General features: G+C 44.7%; 20 protein-coding genes. 6 read left to right on the forward strand and 14 right to left on the reverse strand.

What is annotated here, in order from left to right; translation table 11 throughout:
- Positions 1 to 28: 28 nt before the first annotated feature.
- Positions 29 to 238 carry a YqgQ family protein gene (locus AC3WTF_RS14550; RefSeq protein WP_020956084.1) on the reverse strand — a complete coding sequence of 70 codons (210 nt, stop codon included), beginning with the start codon at positions 236 to 238 and terminating at the stop codon, positions 29 to 31.
- A 197-nt stretch (positions 239 to 435) separates the two neighbouring features.
- Between AC3WTF_RS14550 and nhaC the strand changes: the two genes are divergently transcribed.
- Positions 436 to 1,800, forward strand: a complete 1,365-nt coding sequence (gene nhaC / locus AC3WTF_RS14555; RefSeq protein ID WP_076984004.1) for a Na+/H+ antiporter NhaC — start codon at positions 436 to 438, stop codon at positions 1,798 to 1,800.
- A gap of 75 nt (positions 1,801 to 1,875) precedes the next feature.
- On the opposite strand, the gene yqgO is transcribed toward nhaC, so the two are convergent.
- The 3 genes from yqgO to rpmG all read right to left on the reverse strand — a co-directional run bounded on the left by yqgO (position 1,876) and on the right by rpmG (position 2,901).
- Entirely contained in the window at positions 1,876 to 2,049 is a 174-nt protein-coding gene (gene yqgO, locus AC3WTF_RS14560; RefSeq protein ID WP_007408311.1) for a protein YqgO, read from the reverse strand.
- A 69-nt stretch (positions 2,050 to 2,118) separates the two neighbouring features.
- A complete protein-coding gene (locus AC3WTF_RS14565) occupies positions 2,119 to 2,673 on the reverse strand; it encodes a 5-formyltetrahydrofolate cyclo-ligase (RefSeq protein WP_061582068.1) in 555 nt (184 codons plus the stop codon).
- 78 nt (positions 2,674 to 2,751) lie between these two features.
- Positions 2,752 to 2,901 carry a 50S ribosomal protein L33 gene (rpmG, locus tag AC3WTF_RS14570; RefSeq protein ID WP_003153056.1) on the reverse strand — a complete coding sequence of 50 codons (150 nt, stop codon included), beginning with the start codon at positions 2,899 to 2,901 and terminating at the stop codon, positions 2,752 to 2,754.
- 346 nt (positions 2,902 to 3,247) lie between these two features.
- On the opposite strand from rpmG, the gene AC3WTF_RS14575 reads away from it, so the two are divergent.
- Positions 3,248 to 3,601, forward strand: coding sequence for a hypothetical protein (locus tag AC3WTF_RS14575; RefSeq protein WP_003153047.1), 354 nt, complete (start codon positions 3,248 to 3,250; stop codon positions 3,599 to 3,601).
- Positions 3,598 to 4,062 carry an endolytic transglycosylase MltG gene (locus AC3WTF_RS14580; protein WP_007408308.1) on the forward strand — a complete coding sequence of 155 codons (465 nt, stop codon included), beginning with the start codon at positions 3,598 to 3,600 and terminating at the stop codon, positions 4,060 to 4,062. Before AC3WTF_RS14575 ends, AC3WTF_RS14580 begins: the two co-directional genes overlap by 4 nt.
- Positions 4,063 to 4,161: 99 nt before the next feature.
- Here AC3WTF_RS14580 and pstB (AC3WTF_RS14585) read toward each other — a convergent pair whose 3' ends face one another.
- The 9 genes from pstB (AC3WTF_RS14585) to AC3WTF_RS14625 form a co-directional block, all read right to left on the reverse strand.
- Entirely contained in the window at positions 4,162 to 4,944 is a 783-nt protein-coding gene (gene pstB / locus AC3WTF_RS14585) for a phosphate ABC transporter ATP-binding protein PstB (protein ID WP_047935957.1), read from the reverse strand.
- An 11-nt stretch (positions 4,945 to 4,955) separates the two neighbouring features.
- Positions 4,956 to 5,762: a phosphate ABC transporter ATP-binding protein PstB gene (gene pstB, locus AC3WTF_RS14590; RefSeq protein WP_047935958.1), complete on the reverse strand. Its 807-nt coding sequence runs from the start codon at positions 5,760 to 5,762 to the stop codon at positions 4,956 to 4,958.
- 18 nt (positions 5,763 to 5,780) lie between these two features.
- Positions 5,781 to 6,665, reverse strand: a complete 885-nt coding sequence (pstA, locus tag AC3WTF_RS14595) for a phosphate ABC transporter permease PstA (protein WP_015240223.1) — start codon at positions 6,663 to 6,665, stop codon at positions 5,781 to 5,783.
- Positions 6,665 to 7,594, reverse strand: coding sequence for a phosphate ABC transporter permease subunit PstC (gene pstC, locus AC3WTF_RS14600; protein WP_012117997.1), 930 nt, complete (start codon positions 7,592 to 7,594; stop codon positions 6,665 to 6,667). The genes pstA and pstC overlap by 1 nt, the downstream gene beginning before the upstream one ends.
- Before the next feature lie 48 nt (positions 7,595 to 7,642).
- A complete protein-coding gene (locus tag AC3WTF_RS14605; protein ID WP_012117998.1) occupies positions 7,643 to 8,545 on the reverse strand; it encodes a phosphate ABC transporter substrate-binding protein in 903 nt (300 codons plus the stop codon).
- Between the two features lie 155 nt (positions 8,546 to 8,700).
- Positions 8,701 to 10,848 carry a peptidoglycan D,D-transpeptidase FtsI family protein gene (locus AC3WTF_RS14610; protein WP_007408303.1) on the reverse strand — a complete coding sequence of 716 codons (2,148 nt, stop codon included), beginning with the start codon at positions 10,846 to 10,848 and terminating at the stop codon, positions 8,701 to 8,703.
- Between the two features lie 101 nt (positions 10,849 to 10,949).
- A complete protein-coding gene (locus tag AC3WTF_RS14615; RefSeq protein ID WP_012118002.1) occupies positions 10,950 to 12,239 on the reverse strand; it encodes an MFS transporter in 1,290 nt (429 codons plus the stop codon).
- Positions 12,240 to 12,358: 119 nt separating this feature from the next.
- Positions 12,359 to 12,964 carry a superoxide dismutase SodA gene (gene sodA, locus AC3WTF_RS14620; protein ID WP_003153025.1) on the reverse strand — a complete coding sequence of 202 codons (606 nt, stop codon included), beginning with the start codon at positions 12,962 to 12,964 and terminating at the stop codon, positions 12,359 to 12,361.
- Positions 12,965 to 13,129: 165 nt separating this feature from the next.
- Positions 13,130 to 13,612 (reverse strand): DUF456 domain-containing protein, encoded by a 483-nt coding sequence (locus tag AC3WTF_RS14625; protein ID WP_015240226.1) that lies wholly within the window; start codon positions 13,610 to 13,612, stop codon positions 13,130 to 13,132.
- Between the two features lie 158 nt (positions 13,613 to 13,770).
- Here AC3WTF_RS14625 and AC3WTF_RS14630 point away from each other — a divergent pair, with 158 nt between their 5' ends.
- The 3 genes from AC3WTF_RS14630 (at position 13,771) to ispG (ending at position 16,180) form a co-directional block, all read left to right on the forward strand.
- The gene (locus AC3WTF_RS14630; RefSeq protein WP_020954234.1) at positions 13,771 to 14,535 is read left to right on the forward strand and encodes a DUF1189 domain-containing protein; all 765 of its coding nucleotides are present in this window, start codon (positions 13,771 to 13,773) and stop codon (positions 14,533 to 14,535) included.
- A gap of 91 nt (positions 14,536 to 14,626) precedes the next feature.
- Positions 14,627 to 14,929, forward strand: coding sequence for a LysM peptidoglycan-binding domain-containing protein (locus tag AC3WTF_RS14635; protein WP_007408299.1), 303 nt, complete (start codon positions 14,627 to 14,629; stop codon positions 14,927 to 14,929).
- A 132-nt stretch (positions 14,930 to 15,061) separates the two neighbouring features.
- On the forward strand, positions 15,062 to 16,180 hold the full coding sequence (gene ispG, locus AC3WTF_RS14640) for a flavodoxin-dependent (E)-4-hydroxy-3-methylbut-2-enyl-diphosphate synthase (protein ID WP_169510269.1): 1,119 nt from the start codon (positions 15,062 to 15,064) through the stop codon (positions 16,178 to 16,180).
- Positions 16,181 to 16,212: 32 nt separating this feature from the next.
- Here ispG and AC3WTF_RS14645 read toward each other — a convergent pair whose 3' ends face one another.
- Positions 16,213 to 16,590, reverse strand: coding sequence for a DUF308 domain-containing protein (locus tag AC3WTF_RS14645; RefSeq protein WP_087920773.1), 378 nt, complete (start codon positions 16,588 to 16,590; stop codon positions 16,213 to 16,215).
- Between the last annotated feature and the right edge of the window lie 6 nt (positions 16,591 to 16,596).

Here is a 16,596-nt window from a genome sequence, read left to right on the forward strand (position 1 = left end):
CTCCTTTTCTTATTAAAATCCTGCTGTGTTATCTGCCTTTGATCCGCTCCGATTCTCTCTGAAGAACTCTGGCGGCTTTTTGCCATAATTCTCTTTCAATCACGTTTGACAAGTACATTTCCTTTAATTCATCTTTCATAAAGTCAATTTCGGCTTGTCTGTCACCGAAATAAACGATATGTCCGAATGACTTAAACAGCTGCTGCACGTCATAAAATGAATTCATCTTCTTCACCATTTCTATTCTTCTTAGTATAAGCGTATTTCATCACTGATCCGGGCGTCAAGCAAAAAACGATTGGAGAAAATATCCTTGTATTATTTTCATAAATTGTATATTCGCAATTGTAAAAAAACACTCATTTATGCGTTTTTCTGTTACAATACTTTCGTGCCCAAAAGCACAAAAGGATTAAAGTTTGATGGGGTGTTGTTTTGAAACAAGAAAAAAGGCTGACGTTCATCTCAGCCATCAGTTTATTTGTCTTGATGTTAGCAGTCATTATTTCCTGCCTGTTTTTCTTTCATACAGAGCCGCATATGCCGCTGTTCTTTTGCGTCATTATTCTGTCTCTGGCAGGTTTGTGGCTCGGTTTCTCGTGGGAGAGTCTTGAGAAAGGAATTGTCAGCGGATTGAAAAACGGTGTGCAGCCGATTATCGTGCTGGCTTTGATCGGTGTGCTGATCGGCGCCTGGATGTACAGCGGCGCCATTCCCACCGTCACCGTTTATGCTTTGTCAATTATACAGCCGAGTCAGCTGCTTTTGACCGCATTATTTTCCTGCATGATTATCAGCACGCTTGTCGGCTCAAGTTTGACAACTGTCAGTACAATCGGCGTCGCGCTGTTAGGGGTAGCAAGCGCGGCGGGAGTTCCGCTCGAATGGACGGCGGGAGCAGTCATTTGCGGGGCTTGTTTCGGTGATAAAATGTCACCGATGTCCGACACAACGAATTTTGCCGCCGGAATCGGCGAAATTCCGATTTTTAAACATATTCGCCATATGATGGGCACTACCGTTCCGGCACTGCTGATCACGATTGTTCTTTTTTATATTCTCGGTTCATCGGTTTCAATAAATGCCGCTTCAACGCAAAATATTGAGGCGGTCATTTCCGGAATAAAAGAGGCCGTGCACGTTACGCCTTGGTCGCTTCTTTCACCTCTGTTGGTGATCATTTTAGCTGTGAGACGGGTTTCCGTGATTCCGGTGCTTACCGCCGGTATTATTTCCGCAGGGCTTCTGACTGCTGTTTTTATTCCTGACAGCAGCATTCAAGGATTTATATCCGCCCTGCAAAGCGGGACGGCGTTTAAAACCGGCGACCAGGCTGTGGCCAGCATTATCAACAGAGGCGGGCTCCAATCGATGATGGGATCAGTCTCTCTGATCATGATCGCCTTTGCGCTCGGCGGCCTGATGGAAAAAACGGGCCTGATCGCGGCGCTGCTTCAAGGATTGATAAAAGGCGTGCATACGAAAGGACGTCTTGTCATGGCGACCGTCTTCTCAAGTATAGGCGTAAACCTTGCGACAGGTGAGCAGTATTTGTCGATCTTAATTCCGGGTCAATCTTATAAACCTTTATATGACAAGCTCAGCATTAAGCGGATTCACCTTGCGCGGTCGCTTGAGGACGGCGGAACATTGATCAACCCGCTGATTCCCTGGGGAGTAAGCGGCGCTTTTATGGCAAGCGCATTAGGGGTTTCCGTCATCGACTACCTGCCGTTTACCTTTTTCCTGTACATTTCTCCTATGATCTCAATTCTGCTTGGTTTCCTGAAAAAAAGCTGACAATACGAGACAACCTGCCGTTTTTTACCGGCAGGTTTTCTTATGCAAAAAATCCCGCTGAAAAACGGGATTTGTTTAAAATGCCTGCTGAATGAATTTGTTTCTGATAAACGGTATTTTTAAAAAGAAATGAATGAATGACCGTCTGATCCCCGGCTGGCTGAGCACGCTGTTCATCAGACGGTAGCGGTTTTGGTAAACGGCTAAAACAGATACGGCGCATAATGAGTAGATCAACAATTTTTTCATCTTATCCCTCCTGCCCCTATCGTTTGTCAAACAGCGAGAATTATTCCGGTGCAAGAAGTTTTTATGCGATTAAGCGATGGTTTCAGATTCAGTCACGATCATATCGACCGGAATATCGTGGGGCATGCGGGGAATGCGGTCTGTCAGCTGGCAGTCAAAGAGAAGCGACACGGTACGGCCTTTATAACCGGAGAGGTACCGATCATAATATCCTCCGCCGTATCCGATTCTGAAGCCTTCCCGGTCAAAAGCCACGCCGGGCACAATCACAAGGTCAATGTCTTTTTGGGCGGCTTTTTCCGTCAGGGTCTCGATCGGTTCACTGAGGCCCGCATATACGGTTTCCAGCTGATCATACGCAGAAAATGTACGGAACTCCATCGCTCCCGTCTGCGGAAAGCATTTTGGGATACAGACTTGTTTTTTCTCTTTCCAGGCCTGTTCAATAATCGGCTGTGTCGGAATTTCCAGGCGTGTCGAGATGGTAACGGCAATCACGCGGGCCTGTTTCCATTCTTTTAAAGAAAACAGCGTTTCACGCATGCTGCGGCATTTTTTTTCCCATTCACTTTCTGTCATGTCAGAAAGCTTTGCTTTGATATCGGTTCTGATTTGTGCTTTCACGTTTCTCAAACCTCCCTGAAAGACAAAAAAGCCAGAACTTTATTGAAAGCTCCAGCTTTTTCCGCTGTTTTAAACAGCTTATTTTGTTTCACGGTGTAACGTAGATTTTTTATCACGTGGGCAATATTTTTTAAATTCAACGCGGTCCGGATTGTTGCGTTTGTTCTTTTTAGAAATATAGTTACGCTCACCACATTCAGTGCAAGCCAAAGTAATATTAACGCGCATTATTTTCCCTCCAAACTAAATATCATTTACTTATTCAGACTTATATATAATACCACTATAATGGACGGAATGCTAGAGTGATTTACATGAAATGTTGTTTAAGTGCAGAAAACATCAGTTTATGCTTCTGATCCTCTGAATGAGCTTGCGTCAGATGAAGGGAAAATATGACGAAACAGGACAAAAAAGGACTTTCTGATACGATATCTATAGAGAAATAACCGTTTGCTCCCCGAATAAAAAAGATTTCCCGACAAAATTCCGTTTTTTTCTCTATTTCCTTTAGAATGGCGGCGTTTTATGGTATAAAAAAGAAGGGCAAATTAATAATAGAAGGTGATGAAACGTGGAAATTGCTATTATTGCGTTGTTTATCGTCAGTATAGCGCTTATTGCATTCTCATATTCTCAAAGAGATCCGATGAAAGACGTGGAACAGGAGCTTGAAACGCTTCAGCTTTCCGCCATGCAGGAAATTTACAAGTTGAAAAAGAAAATGACGGTGCTTGAAGAAGAATTGCTGGAAACCAACCTCGTGATCCGCAAAGCCAAAAGCAGCGGCATTAACCAAAAAATCGCCAAACAAATCATTTCAAAATATAACAACGGAATGTCTGCGGAAGCCATCGCAAAAGCGGAGCACGTGTCTGTCGAGGACGTCAATACCATTATTAAAGATAATGAGAAGGTGCTCGTATGACAAAACGGGGCATTCAGGCTTTTGCAGCAGGCATGATTTTAGCGACGGCCGTCCTCGCCGCTGTCTTCTACTTGACTGACCATGACCAGGCAGCCGCCGTTAAAACCGAAAAAACAGCATTGACAGAAAAAGAAGTAAACAGCTACCTCGACGATCAGCAAAAAGTCTCCGTCAACCGGGATGACTATCAAAAACTGCTTGATTCTAAAGAAAAATCGTTAAACAACGACCAAAACACAGACGCCAAAAAGAAAAAAGTAACATACAAACTGACGATTAAAGACGGAATGAGCACTGCTGATGTGTCATCCATTCTTGAAAAAGAAGGGATTATTCCTTCAGCGAAGGACTTCAATGATTACGTCATTGACGCAGGCTACCATAAAGAAATCCGCGCCGGCCATTTCAAAGTCGACTCAGATATGAGCTTTAAAAAAATCGTCAAAACATTAACCCGCTAAAAAAGCTTGCAGGCATCGTCCATTCAGATGGATACGGCCGGCAGGCTTTTTTAATAGACAGTATAAAACGGACCCAGTCAATGGCCGGGCCCGTTTATTTCATCCGAATTTTCCGGTGATATAATCATGTGTTTTTTGATGATCCGGCTGAGAAAATATTTTGCCCGTATCGCCCCACTCTACCAGTTCGCCCATATAGAAAAACGCGGTTTGATCAGAGACCCTCGCAGCCTGCTGCATGTTGTGCGTCACAATGACGATTGTATACTTTTCTTTCAATGTCAAAATCAGCTCTTCTATTTTCCGCGTGGACACGGGATCAAGAGCGGACGTCGGTTCATCCATCAGAAGGACGTCCGGTTTTGTGGCGAGCGCCCTTGCGATGCACAGCCGCTGCTGCTGACCGCCTGACAGTGAAAGCGCCTGCTGGTGAAGGCGGTCTTTCACTTCATCCCAGAGCGCTGCTGCCTTTAAAGATTCCTCGGCGATTTCAAGCAGTTTCTTTTTATTTTTTTCGCCGTGAATTCTCGGACCGTACACGACATTCTCAAATATTGACTGGGGAAATGGATTGCCTTTTTGAAACACCATACCGATCTGTTTTCTTAATTCTGCCGCATCCGTCTTTTCTTTCAGCAGATTGCGCCCGTTATAGATCATGTCGCCTGTCACTTTGACATTCGGGGTCATTTGCAGCATTAAGTTTAATGTCTTAATAAAAGTGGATTTCCCGCAGCCGGACGGACCGATGATCGCAGTTACCTTCCGCTCCTCAAAACCGATCGTAATGTCTTTTAAAGCCTGGTGGGCTCCGTACCATACGTTCATGCCGTGAATATCAAATAAATTCTGTGTGTGCACCGCTTCCTTCACAAGGCTCACAGTCCTTCCCCCTATCCGAACTTTCCGTTAATGTAGTCATCTGTCTTTTGCGCTTTAGGACTCGTGAAAATTTGTTCTGTCTGCCCGTATTCCACCACTTCCCCGTTTAAAAAGAAAGCCGTTCGGTCAGACACCCTAAGTGCCTGCTGCATGTTATGCGTAACGATAATAATCGAATAATCTTTTTTCAGTTCTGTCAAAAGCGTCTCGATTCTGGCGTTTGAAATAGGGTCCAGAGCTGAGGCCGGTTCATCTAAAAGTAGCACGGCAGGTTTCATCGCAAGCGTACGGGCGATGCAAAGACGCTGCTGCTGGCCGCCTGATAACGAAAGAGCCGATGAATGAAGCCGGTCTTTGACTTCATCCCAAAGCGCCGCCTTCGTTAAGCTTTCCTCGACCGCATCATCCAAAACGGCTTTCCTGCGTTCCCCCGCATACTTCAGCGCATGTGTGATGTTATTGTAAATGGATTTCGGGAACGGATTCGGTTTTTGAAACACCATACCGATCTCCCGTCTGAGAGACACGACATTAATCGCTTCCCCCAAAATATTCAGCCCTTCATAAAGGATCTCTCCCTCGCTTCTTGCAAAAGGGATGGCATCGTTCATTCTGTTAATCTGTCTCAAAAATGTTGATTTCCCGCAGCCGGACGGACCGATCAGAGCCGTCACCGCATGTTTTTCAATATTCATGTTCACATCTTTAACCGCTTGTTTGTCACCGTAATAAATTGATAAATGCTTCACTTCCAAAATTGAAGACTCCGGCGAACGCTTTGTCTGTTCCGCATGTTCCCTGATGATGTGATCAATCATGTTTTCGCCTCTTTCCGATTAATTTGCCGTAAGCTTTTTATAAATGACAGATCCGAGCCATCTTGCACAAAGGTTAAACAAGAGCACCGAAATCACCAGCACCGCCGAGCCGCCGTTTGCAATCGCTTCGGCGTCAGGGATGATTCCCTGCGTATTGACACTCCATATATGAACCGCCAGCGTCTCAGCCGGCCTGAAAATGTTGAAAGGAGATGATTCAGAAAACGGGTTCAAATCCGTAAAATTCAGCCGCGGCGTTGTCAGTCCCGCTGTAAATAACAATGCGGCCGCTTCTCCGAATACTCTTCCTGATGCGAGAATGGCTCCGGTTAAAATCGAAGGAATCGCACTCGGAACCAGCACCGTTTTGACGGTATGCCATCTCGATACGCCTAAAGCGAGAGAAGCTTCTTTCAGCTCCTTAGGAACTGCAGTGAGCGCGCCTTCCGTCACCCGGACCATAACGGGAAGGTTAAAAACCGTTAATGCGAGCGCGCCTCCGATAATCGTGTAACCCCATCCGGTCAGGTTTACAAACATCAGCATGCCGAACATCCCGATGACAATGGACGGAAGCGAAGAAAGCACCTCAATACACGTTCTGATAAAATCAGTGATTTTATTTTGGGGCGCATATTCAGCCATAAAGACGCCGCCCCCCACACCAAGCGGTATCGTGATCAGCATGGTGATAAACAGAATGTAAAAGGAGTTAAAAAGCTGATCCCGTATTCCGCCGCCTGACGCAATGGCGCTCGATTTTGACGTAAGAAAATGCAAGGAGATTTCAGAGACGCCGTGAATAAGAATGTACAAAAACAATCCTGCCAAAATCGCCGCGATTACAGCGGCGCATAACCCGAATACACCGGTGGCCAATTTATCCGTTATTTTCCGGTTCATTACACTTTCCTCCTAGACGACAAGTAGCGTATGAGCAATATAAACAGAAACGACATGATGAGAAGAACGAGCCCCATAGACCATAACGTATTATTTTCAATACTGCCGTATGTGGTATGGCCCATGTTTAACGTAATAATCGTCGTTAATGTTCCCGCCGTATCAAGCAGGCTTTCAGGCAGAAGCTTTGTATTTCCGATAACCATCTGTACGGCGAGTGCTTCTCCGAACGCTCTTGCCATCCCGAGCACGACAGCGGTCAGCAATGTCGGAAACGCCGCCGGGATAAGCACCTTTCTGATTGTCTGCCACCTCGTCGCACCAAGCGCATATGAACCGTCGCGAAGGTGTTTCGGAAGTGATGCAAGCGCATCAGCGGAAATCGATGTAACAGTCGGCAGAATCATTACCGAGAGCACGATCGTCCCCGCCAGAAGGCTGTGACCCGTTCCGCTTGATTTAAAAGAGCCGATAAACGGAACCAATACTGTAAGACCTATGAATCCATAAACGACGGACGGAATGCCGACAAGCAGCTCAATTACCGGCTGCAGCACTTTTTTTCCCCAAGTCGGCGCAATTTCCGTCATAAACACGGCACCCGCAATACCGAGGGGCGCTGCGATCAGAGCCGACAGAACCGTGACCGCAAATGATCCGAAAATAAAAGGCAGCGCGCCGAACTCAGGTTTTGCCTGGGTTGGATTCCAATTCAGACTTGTTAAGAACTCAATCGGGCTTACACCATTTACAAAAAAAGATTGCAGCCCCTTTATGCCGAGAAAAATTGTGATCGCCGCTGATGCCGCAATGATAATCGCGGCACACACAGACACAATCACCCTTCCGCGGACTTCATCCATTTGCCTGTTTTGTTTTGAGCTTATTAAGCGTTCGCTTACAGACTCTTTTTCTCTGTGATTTATCATTTGTTTACACTCCTATAAGGAAGAAGAGGCGGGGAGCCCGCCCTCCCCTCAGCTTTGCTTGCCGTTTGCGTCACGTGTGACTTTCATATCAGAGATCGGAATGTAGCCTTGATCTTTTACGATACTTTTCTGTACTTCATCGCTGTTCATATAGTCAAGAAACGTTTTTGTAAGGCCTGACGCTTCACCTTTCGTATAAGAGTGCTCGTAAGCCCAAATCGGATACTCGCCTGTGACGACGTTTTTCTCTTCCGGTTTGATGCCTCCGATCGATAAAGGCGTTACTTTGTCATCGTTTATATAAGAGAATGCCAGATAACCGATTGCTCCCGGCGTTTCCGCAATGATTTTTTTGACTGTATTGGAGGAATCCTCTGTGATGCCCTCTGCAGGCTCTGCTCCGTCAAGAGCATATTTGACGAACGTAGCGCGCGTTCCTGATGAATCAGGACGGTTCACAAGTGTAATTTTTTGATCTTTACCGCCAAGCTCTTTCCAGTTTTTAATTTTGCCTGTAAAGACGTCTGTCAGCTGTTTTTTGGTTATATCCTTTACGCCCGCACCGGGGTTAACCGCAGCCGCCATCGCCACTACCGCTACTCGGTGGTCTTTTAGGGCTTTCGCATCAATGCCTTCTTTTTCTTCAGCAAAGACATCTGAGTTGCCGATTTGCACTGCCCCTTCAGACACTTGCGAAAGACCTGTTCCTGAACCTCCCGCTTGCACCTGCACATCAGCATCCGGATGTTTTTCCATAAACTTTTCCGCCGCTGCCAGTACTAACGGCTGCATGGCTGATGAACCAGAAATGGTTAAAGAACCTGATGCTTTTTTATCCTCACTTGCAGATTGACTGTCTGTCTTGCCGCTTTCCTTTGCATTTCCGCATGCTGCAGCAACAATCATAACAGCAGCCATCAGAAGCATAAGCATCCATTTGTTTTTTTTCATTTCCTGAATTCCCCCTGCATTTAATGTGTAATTTGTCCTACAGGTCTAGAGTAAAGGGTTCTTGTAAAATGCGTATAAATCAAGTGTTAAGGTTTTGTAAATCCGGATGTTTTTTTGTATAAAAAAAACGCTCACAGATTGTGAGCGTTTTTCTATTAGTTGTTTGTATTGCCGTTTTCAGCGTCTTCCTGAATTTTATCTTCGTTTTTCTGCTTCGTATTATTATCTTCTTGCTTCTTTTTCAGCTCAAAGTATTTGTCCAGAGCTGCTTCCCCGATGTCATTAGTTATTGAATACCTATCATTGTAATTTTCATAAGCCCATGGAACCACTACCGAAATAGCAACTTCAGGATGATCTGCAGGAGCATAAGCCACCAAAGTTGTGTTATAAGTAGAAGCACCAGTTCTTGATTTTATAGGTCCATCATAGAAAGCTTGTGCTGTTCCAGTTTTACCGGCTGGGTGATAACTTTTATTAGCAAAATTTGCTCTCGCAGTCCCTTGAGCTCCATTCATAACAAGTTTAAAACCTTGTTGAACACGTTTAATTTCATTTTCCGTCATATCAAGACGGTTCATCACTTCCGGATTAACAGATTCAACGACTGCCCCGATACCTTTTTTTGAAGGTTTTCTTACTTCTTTCACGACTTGGGGCTTCATACGATAGCCGCCATTAGCAATGGTCGATACATACTGAGCCATTTGAAGCGGAGTGTATGTGTCATATTGGCCAATCGCAAAATCAAGTAAGAAACCTGACTGTCTTTTAGTTCCCACATATCCTGTAGCTTCGTTAGGCAGATCAATTCCTGTTTTTACCCCTAAACCGAATTCACTGAAGTAATAACGAAATTTATCAAATGCGCTGTAATCAAGCGGAAGTGAATGTCCTGATATATATTTACCCTTACCAATTGCAATCGCAGTTTTGAACATATAAACGTTAGATGAACGCTCAAGTGCAGTTAAATCATTTATCGGCCCCATTACACTTACCGATTTTTTAGGAGGGGAGCCTTTAATATTTAAAACTTCATCCGTAAATATATTTCCGATTTTAATAGCACCTGTTTGATAACCTGTTAACAATGTTGCCCCTTTTACAGCTGAGCCCATGTTATAAGAGGAAGTCATTGTTCCTAGTGCATAATCATCAATTTTATATTTGCCGCCTGCTTGTTTAATCTGTTTACCCGCCATTGTAAGCACTTCTCCATTACGGGGATCCATCATTACGACAAATGCTCTGTCAAGCAACTGTGTACTCGGTCTTGCCTTTGCAGCCCTTAAATTTTTCTCAATAATTTTTTCAACGTCTTTTTGCAATTCGGTATCTATAGTGAGCACTAAATCATCCCCGGCTTTACCTTTTGAAACCGTTTCTGTATCTGTTACGTTTCCAGAGGAATCTGTCACATTTCTCACTTTCTCTTTTTGGCCCTGCAGCAGATTTTCATATTGATACTCTAAATAACTTTTTCCTACTCTGTCATTCCTGCTGTAGCCGAGTGACAAATAATGCTCAAGAAGATTTGAAGGGAGTCCCTCATTGGAGCTCGAGACACTGCCGAGAACTGATTTTAACAACCCTTTATTTGGATAAGACCGTTCCCAGTCAGACGTCACGTCAACTCCCGGCAGTTCATCCAAATGTTCGCTGACGACGGCCATTTCTTTTGCCGACACCCCTTCATTTTTGATGTATTGAGGCGTCAGTGAGTAGCCTGAATCCATCTGCCTTTTGATCGCAAGGATCTGCATATCTTTTGAAGTGAGCTCATTCAGCTGTTTGTCTGTGATACGTTTCAGCTGAAGCTGATATAAATCATCGTCAGACAGTTTTTTGTCTTCAGCTTTTTGCTTTTCTTCGGCCGTAATCAGTTTTTTCGCTTCATCAGGCCTCGTTAACATCCAATAGTCTTTTTTATCCCGCTCAGTCACCTTTTTGGTGCTTACCTTAATCATACCCGACAGTTTTTTTGCGATTTTCAAACGCTGCGCCTGGGTGGTTGAGGCTGAACGTGTATATGTAATCGCATTTAATGCTTTATTCGTTACGATGGGATTTAGGTTCCGGTCGTATATTTTCCCTCTCGGAACCGCCGTGCTGACATCAGACTCCTCCTGCTTATTAGCGGCGTTTTTATAATCATCACCCTGAACGATCTGCTTGATGCCAAGCTCGACGATAATCCAAGTGAAAATAAGAAACGCGGCCAAAAACAAAAAATTAAGCCGGATCGGCAGTGATTTTTTCTTTTCTTTGTTTACAGCTATTTTCTTTTTATTTCTCCTCATGACATCACCTTTTCTTATTTACAGAAAGAAATGACACCTTCTGTTCAGGTGCCATTTTTCATTCTAAAGGTTTTTTCGATATTTTTCTACAGATAACCCTTTTATCTTTCTCCTTTTATAAAATTCGGTTCCGCCGCCTGTTTTTGTCGGTCTTCTTCTACTGTTTCATCAGAAGTTTCCGTATCCAGTTTGATGTCTTTTATAAAGTAATAAATCAGCGGATGCCCGGCTCCGAGCAGCACGAGCGCCGCCGGTATTCCCACTTTTTCCTTGAACAATGTAACGATGACAAGGAAACAAAGGATGGAAACGATCCGGCCCGCATTTAAAAATAACTCCCTGAGCACAATGTATTCAATTCTGGCTTTTCTGGCAAGCCGCGCCCGGCCTATCACATCGTATGTAAGCGAGACATACGGCACGAGAAGAACTGGATAGCCGATCGCAATAAACACTCCGTACAAAAGGAGCGTCGTGAAGCTCATTTTAAAAATGATGAGAAACAGGGCGCCGTACAAGATCAATCCGCCGATAAGAATCGCCTTTTTCCGCGCTCTTTTTTTGATGAGCCTTGATGCAAAATAATAGGCAAAAAAAGAAACCGCGGAATTGACGAGACCGAATGTTCCGAGCGCCAGCTCACTGTTTGTCGCAATGAATACAAATACGCTGATTAAAAAAACAAAAATCCCTTCTCTCAAGCCTTGAAAAAAGTGCGCGTTGGTAATCCGGCGCCAATTCAGATTCGTGTGGCGCTCATCAAAAACTTTTTTCAGCATAAACCGGCCTTTCGACTCCCTCCGCTTCAGAAAAAAGCTCATGACCACGGCAAGGGCAAATAAGCCGAGCGACAGGCTGAAAATGATTGTATAACCCGTATTGTTTTCAAGTCTTGAAATGACATATCCGGCCACAATTGGACCGATCATGCCCGCCGATGAAGACAAAATGCCTAAAAACCCGTTAAAAAAATCTCTCGTTTCCGGTTCCGTGATTTCGAAAGTCAGCACATTAAAAGCCAGCCAGTAAAAGCCGTATCCAACTCCGAGCACGGCCCCTATCAAAACGAGACGGGAAGCCGCAGTTTCTCCGGCAAGCAGCACACTTAAATAAAAAGCGGCCAAAAAGATAACGCCGAACCTTAGAATAAACACCCTGTCAATTTTTTTAGCCAGCCGGCCCGCCAGCAGAAAGGTAACCGGCTGCATCGTTACGACCGACAAATTGTATATGGCCAAATCAATAAATTTTCCCGACTGCTTCCACAAATACACGTTGACAAATGTATTTGACAGCGCGATGCCCAATGAGTAAAGGCCGCCAATCGTCAATAACAGCAGCAGCCCTTTATTTATTTCGATGTCGCCGATAATTTTTTTTATTTTGCTCATCATTGACTCCCCTTTACTACACATTAGTTTGTCTCACTCAAACTGAGATATGTAAAAGGAATCAAAGTCAATAAAAAAACAAGGCCTCCCGCGGGAGACCTTGTGATCATTCAACTCAATTATTTTGCTTCGCTGTAAAGACGGGCAACTTCATCCCAGTTCACAACATTCCAGAAAGCTGAAATGTAATCAGGACGGCGGTTTTGGTAGTTCAGGTAGTACGCGTGCTCCCAAACATCAAGACCGAGAACAGGTGTTTTACCTTCTGAAAGCGGTGAATCTTGGTTTGGCGTGCTTGTAATTTCAAGTTTGCCGTTGTTTACAACGAGCCAAGCCCAGCCTGAACCGAAACGGCCTGCAGCTGCTGCGGCGAATTTTTCTTTAAATTGATCGAAGCTTCCGAACGTGCTTTTGATCTCTTCAGCAAGCTCACCAGTCGGTTCGCCTCCGCCGTTCGGAGATAAAAGAGTCCAGAATAAAGAGTGGTTTGCATGTCCGCCGCCATTGTTGCGGACTGCCGTGCGGATGTCCTCCGGCACTGCGTTCAAATCAGCAACAAGCTCATCTACAGATTTCTCTGCAAGCGCTGATCCTTCGATCGCTTTGTTGAGGTTTGTCACGTATGTGTTATGGTGCTTCGTATGGTGAATCGTCATCGTTTCCTTATCGATATGAGGTTCTAAAGCATCATAAGCGTAAGGCAATTCTGGAAGTTTGTAAGCCATAATTTTTTCCTCCTTTAAATATATGTACTGAAATGCCGCTTAACGCGAACTTTTCTAATCTCAATGTAACAAAAGAAAGCGTGGTAATCAATGAAAAAGCTCACAATCCGGCGATTCCAGCAGACATATTACACTTTATCCGTTCACGGCCGAAATTAAACCTTTCTAAAGCACCGTCCATAAGAAATACCCGATCATAAAGAGCTGAATGACGCCTTTTGCCGCCACGCTTGTTAAAAAGCCGATTAACGAGCCGAGCCCCACTTTTGCCGCGGACTTGATATCCTTTTGATGAACAAACACCTCAGCGCAGAGAGCACCGATAAACGGGCCTAATATAATGCCTGCCACGGGAATAACGAAGGGTCCGATCAATAATCCGATCGTGCTTCCCCAGATTGCCGCCCTGCTTCCTCCGTACCTTTTAACGCCAAGTAAATTTGACACATAGTCAGCTGCGAATAAAACGGCCGCAAATACCGCCTCAATGAGCCAAAACAGGTAAGAATAAGGACTGAAGGAAAACAAAAATCCGTAGAGAAGAAAACCGGCCACAATAAAAATAACGCTTGGAATCACCGGATATACAAGCCCGATAAAAGCAATGACGAAGACCGCAATGATAATCAGCCAATACAAAACACTCATGAAAAAAACACCCTCCTTTGTTTTGCGGGCGATCACCGCTTCCCGCTTTATCTTATTATGTATGATTCCTTATCACCGCTTTAAATACTCTCACTTGTGTTCATCCCCTGTGAACGATACAATAAGCAACATATACCAGTTTAGGCTAGGAAGTGAAGATGTTGAACATATTTACGGCTTTATTGAAAAGTACATACTCTCCGGCGGATATTGCAAAAACACGTTTTCAGGGGATAGGAAAAGCGATCCTTTATGTATTTTTGCTGTCTGTCCTTTTTACGCTGCCAAGCGCTTATTACCTTTCCTCAGGCACCGTAAACTCAATGAACGGTTTCAAAACCGTGTTAAAGAAAGATTTCCCTGATTTCAGCATTTCAAACGGAGAATTGCAGACGAAAGCATCCGCCTCTAAGGAAACGGAAGCGAACGGGTTCGTCATCGTGTTTGATCCGACAGATGCTTACGGCGCGAAACAAATAGCGGCGAAACAAAATGCGATCGGCATTTTGAAAAATAAAATGGTGCTTGCTGTAGACGGACAGGCGACAGAAATGAATTATTCGCTGATGCCAGCTGATATCACAAAAAAAGAAATCATATCAGCATTAAACCAAAATAAAACAATGATCGTCACTGTCCTGTCCATTTTGCTGTTCATCATGACAGCGGCCGGAAAATTCATTGAAGTATCATTTCTCGCCGTCATCGGCCTGATATTGAAAAATGCGCAAAGAAAGACATTGAATTACCAGCAGCTCTGGAAGCTTTCGGCTTATTCCATTACACTTTCGACCATATTCTTTACGATCATGCGCGCGCTTGTTATTACGGTGCCGAGTGAATTTTTAGTGAATTGGTTTGTAAACTTTATCATCCTTTTCCTCGTCTTAAAAGAGATACCGCGAAGTAAAACAGCTGTGTAACAAAGACTGCCCCCGGCGGTCTTCTTTTTTGTCATGAACAAAATGGGACAAGCATACAATGAAGTAAAAATGTATGCGGGAGGCGGTTGGAATGAAGCGGCTTACTTTTGTATTCGGCAGTTTATTTGTGATATTCATTATCTTTTACGATCTTAAAATCGGCACGATCCCTTCTCAAGACCTTCCAGCATACGCAGCGGCGGCACAGCCAGCCCGACAGGAATCTTCATACAGAACGGTTACGGTCAAAAAAGGCGATACGGTGATGTCGATAGTCGGCGCACATAAAGCGCCAGATGATATTGCACAAGATTTTGAAGCGCTGAATCCGAATGTAAAAGCAAATGCCATTCAGGCAGGCACCGCTTATAAATTCCCCGTCTACCGCAATTAAACGTTAATTTCTTGTCAGTTCGGCAAATACACTGTTACAATATAACATGTAAATAGAAGTTGCCTGACATGTAAAAGGCTCAGCCTGCAAAAGCGGTAACTACAATTAAGGAGCGATTGACAAGTGAGTGAAATCACACATCGTACAAAAACGCGTCCCGTCAAAGTGGGACCTTTAACAATAGGCGGAAATAACGAAGTCGTCATTCAGAGTATGACGACGACCAAAACACACGACGTAGAAGCAACAGTTGCGGAAATCAACCGTTTAGCCGAAGCCGGCTGCCAAATTGTCCGGGTGGCATGTCCGGACGAACGCGCCGCTAACGCGATTGCCGACATCAAAAAACAAATTTCCATCCCTCTCGTTGTCGATATTCATTTTGACTACAAGCTTGCATTAAAAGCAATTGAGGGCGGGGCCGACAAAATCAGAATCAACCCGGGAAACATCGGCCGCCGCGAAAAAGTGGAAGCCGTCGTAAAAGCAGCGAAAGAAAAAGGAATTCCGATCCGGATCGGCGTAAACGCGGGTTCTTTGGAAAAACGCATTTTAGAAAAATACGGCTATCCGACTGCTGACGGAATGGTTGAGAGTGCGCTTCATCATATCAAAATCCTGGAAGACCTTGACTTTCACGACATCATCGTCAGCATGAAAGCGTCTGACGTCAATCTAGCCATAGAAGCATACGAAAAAGCATCAAAAGCATTTGATTATCCGCTCCACCTCGGAATTACAGAATCGGGCACGCTGTTTGCCGGAACGGTAAAAAGCGCGGCCGGACTCGGAGCGATTTTAAGCAAAGGAATCGGAAACACGCTCCGGATCTCTCTGAGCGCCGACCCGGTTGAAGAAGTAAAAGTAGCCAGAGAACTGCTGAAATCATTCGGTCTTGCTTCAAACGCGGCTACGCTTATTTCATGCCCGACATGCGGACGGATCGAAATTGATCTCATCAGCATCGCAAATGAAGTGGAAGAATACATTTCTAAAGTCAAAGCGCCGATTAAAGTAGCCGTTCTCGGATGTGCCGTTAACGGACCGGGCGAAGCAAGAGAAGCTGATATCGGGATTGCCGGCGCGCGCGGCGAAGGACTTCTTTTCCGCAAAGGCCAAATCGTCCGCAAAGTCCCTGAAGAAACCATGGTCGAAGAGCTGAAAAAAGAAATCGACAAGCTGGCAGAAGAACACTACGCAAAGCTTGAAGCGGAAAAAGCAAAAGCAGAACAAGAAACACAAAAAGCTTGACGGATATTCCGCCAAGCTTTTTTTGCGTTGTGTTAAAAAAACGGTGTAATGAAGATGCCGAGCACAAGGGAAACAATACCGATTCCCATCGCCCATCCGCCTAAAGCGCCTGCTCCTCTTCTTCTGGCGATATAGCCGACGATAATGCCGCATGCCCCTAATAAAACAGGGAGCACAAACAGGGAAATGATAGAAATAGCCAATGCTGCATACCCTATCCCCCGGCCTTCACTTACTCCGTCCCGATTATCATCACGGTCTGCTGCCCGGTCAGAAGCACGATATGGCTCTGAAATTTCGGCCGCTGTTTCTTCTGAATAAACATCACGCGTGATATCGGTTCCTTCCGATCCATGATCCACATAGTAGTCGTTGCCTTTTCGATTTTCGTAATCGTATGCCACCTTCAATTCCCC

Source organism: Bacillus sp. EB106-06-01-XG163, assembly GCF_058791615.1.

Coding starts and splice junctions, on each gene's coding strand:
- AC3WTF_RS14550 (WP_020956084.1), bottom strand. CDS start 238: ATGGTGAAGAAGATGAATTCATTTTATGACGTGCAGCAGCTGTTTAAG.
- yqgO (WP_007408311.1), bottom strand. CDS start 2,049: ATGAAAAAATTGTTGATCTACTCATTATGCGCCGTATCTGTTTTAGCC.
- rpmG (WP_003153056.1), bottom strand. CDS start 2,901: ATGCGCGTTAATATTACTTTGGCTTGCACTGAATGTGGTGAGCGTAAC.
- AC3WTF_RS14580 (WP_007408308.1), top strand. CDS start 3,598: ATGACAAAACGGGGCATTCAGGCTTTTGCAGCAGGCATGATTTTAGCG.
- pstB (WP_047935958.1), bottom strand. CDS start 5,762: ATGATTGATCACATCATCAGGGAACATGCGGAACAGACAAAGCGTTCG.
- pstA (WP_015240223.1), bottom strand. CDS start 6,665: ATGAACCGGAAAATAACGGATAAATTGGCCACCGGTGTATTCGGGTTA.
- pstC (WP_012117997.1), bottom strand. CDS start 7,594: ATGATAAATCACAGAGAAAAAGAGTCTGTAAGCGAACGCTTAATAAGC.
- AC3WTF_RS14605 (WP_012117998.1), bottom strand. CDS start 8,545: ATGAAAAAAAACAAATGGATGCTTATGCTTCTGATGGCTGCTGTTATG.
- AC3WTF_RS14610 (WP_007408303.1), bottom strand. CDS start 10,848: ATGAGGAGAAATAAAAAGAAAATAGCTGTAAACAAAGAAAAGAAAAAA.
- AC3WTF_RS14615 (WP_012118002.1), bottom strand. CDS start 12,239: ATGAGCAAAATAAAAAAAATTATCGGCGACATCGAAATAAATAAAGGG.
- sodA (WP_003153025.1), bottom strand. CDS start 12,964: ATGGCTTACAAACTTCCAGAATTGCCTTACGCTTATGATGCTTTAGAA.
- AC3WTF_RS14625 (WP_015240226.1), bottom strand. CDS start 13,612: ATGAGTGTTTTGTATTGGCTGATTATCATTGCGGTCTTCGTCATTGCT.
- AC3WTF_RS14630 (WP_020954234.1), top strand. CDS start 13,771: ATGTTGAACATATTTACGGCTTTATTGAAAAGTACATACTCTCCGGCG.
- AC3WTF_RS14635 (WP_007408299.1), top strand. CDS start 14,627: ATGAAGCGGCTTACTTTTGTATTCGGCAGTTTATTTGTGATATTCATT.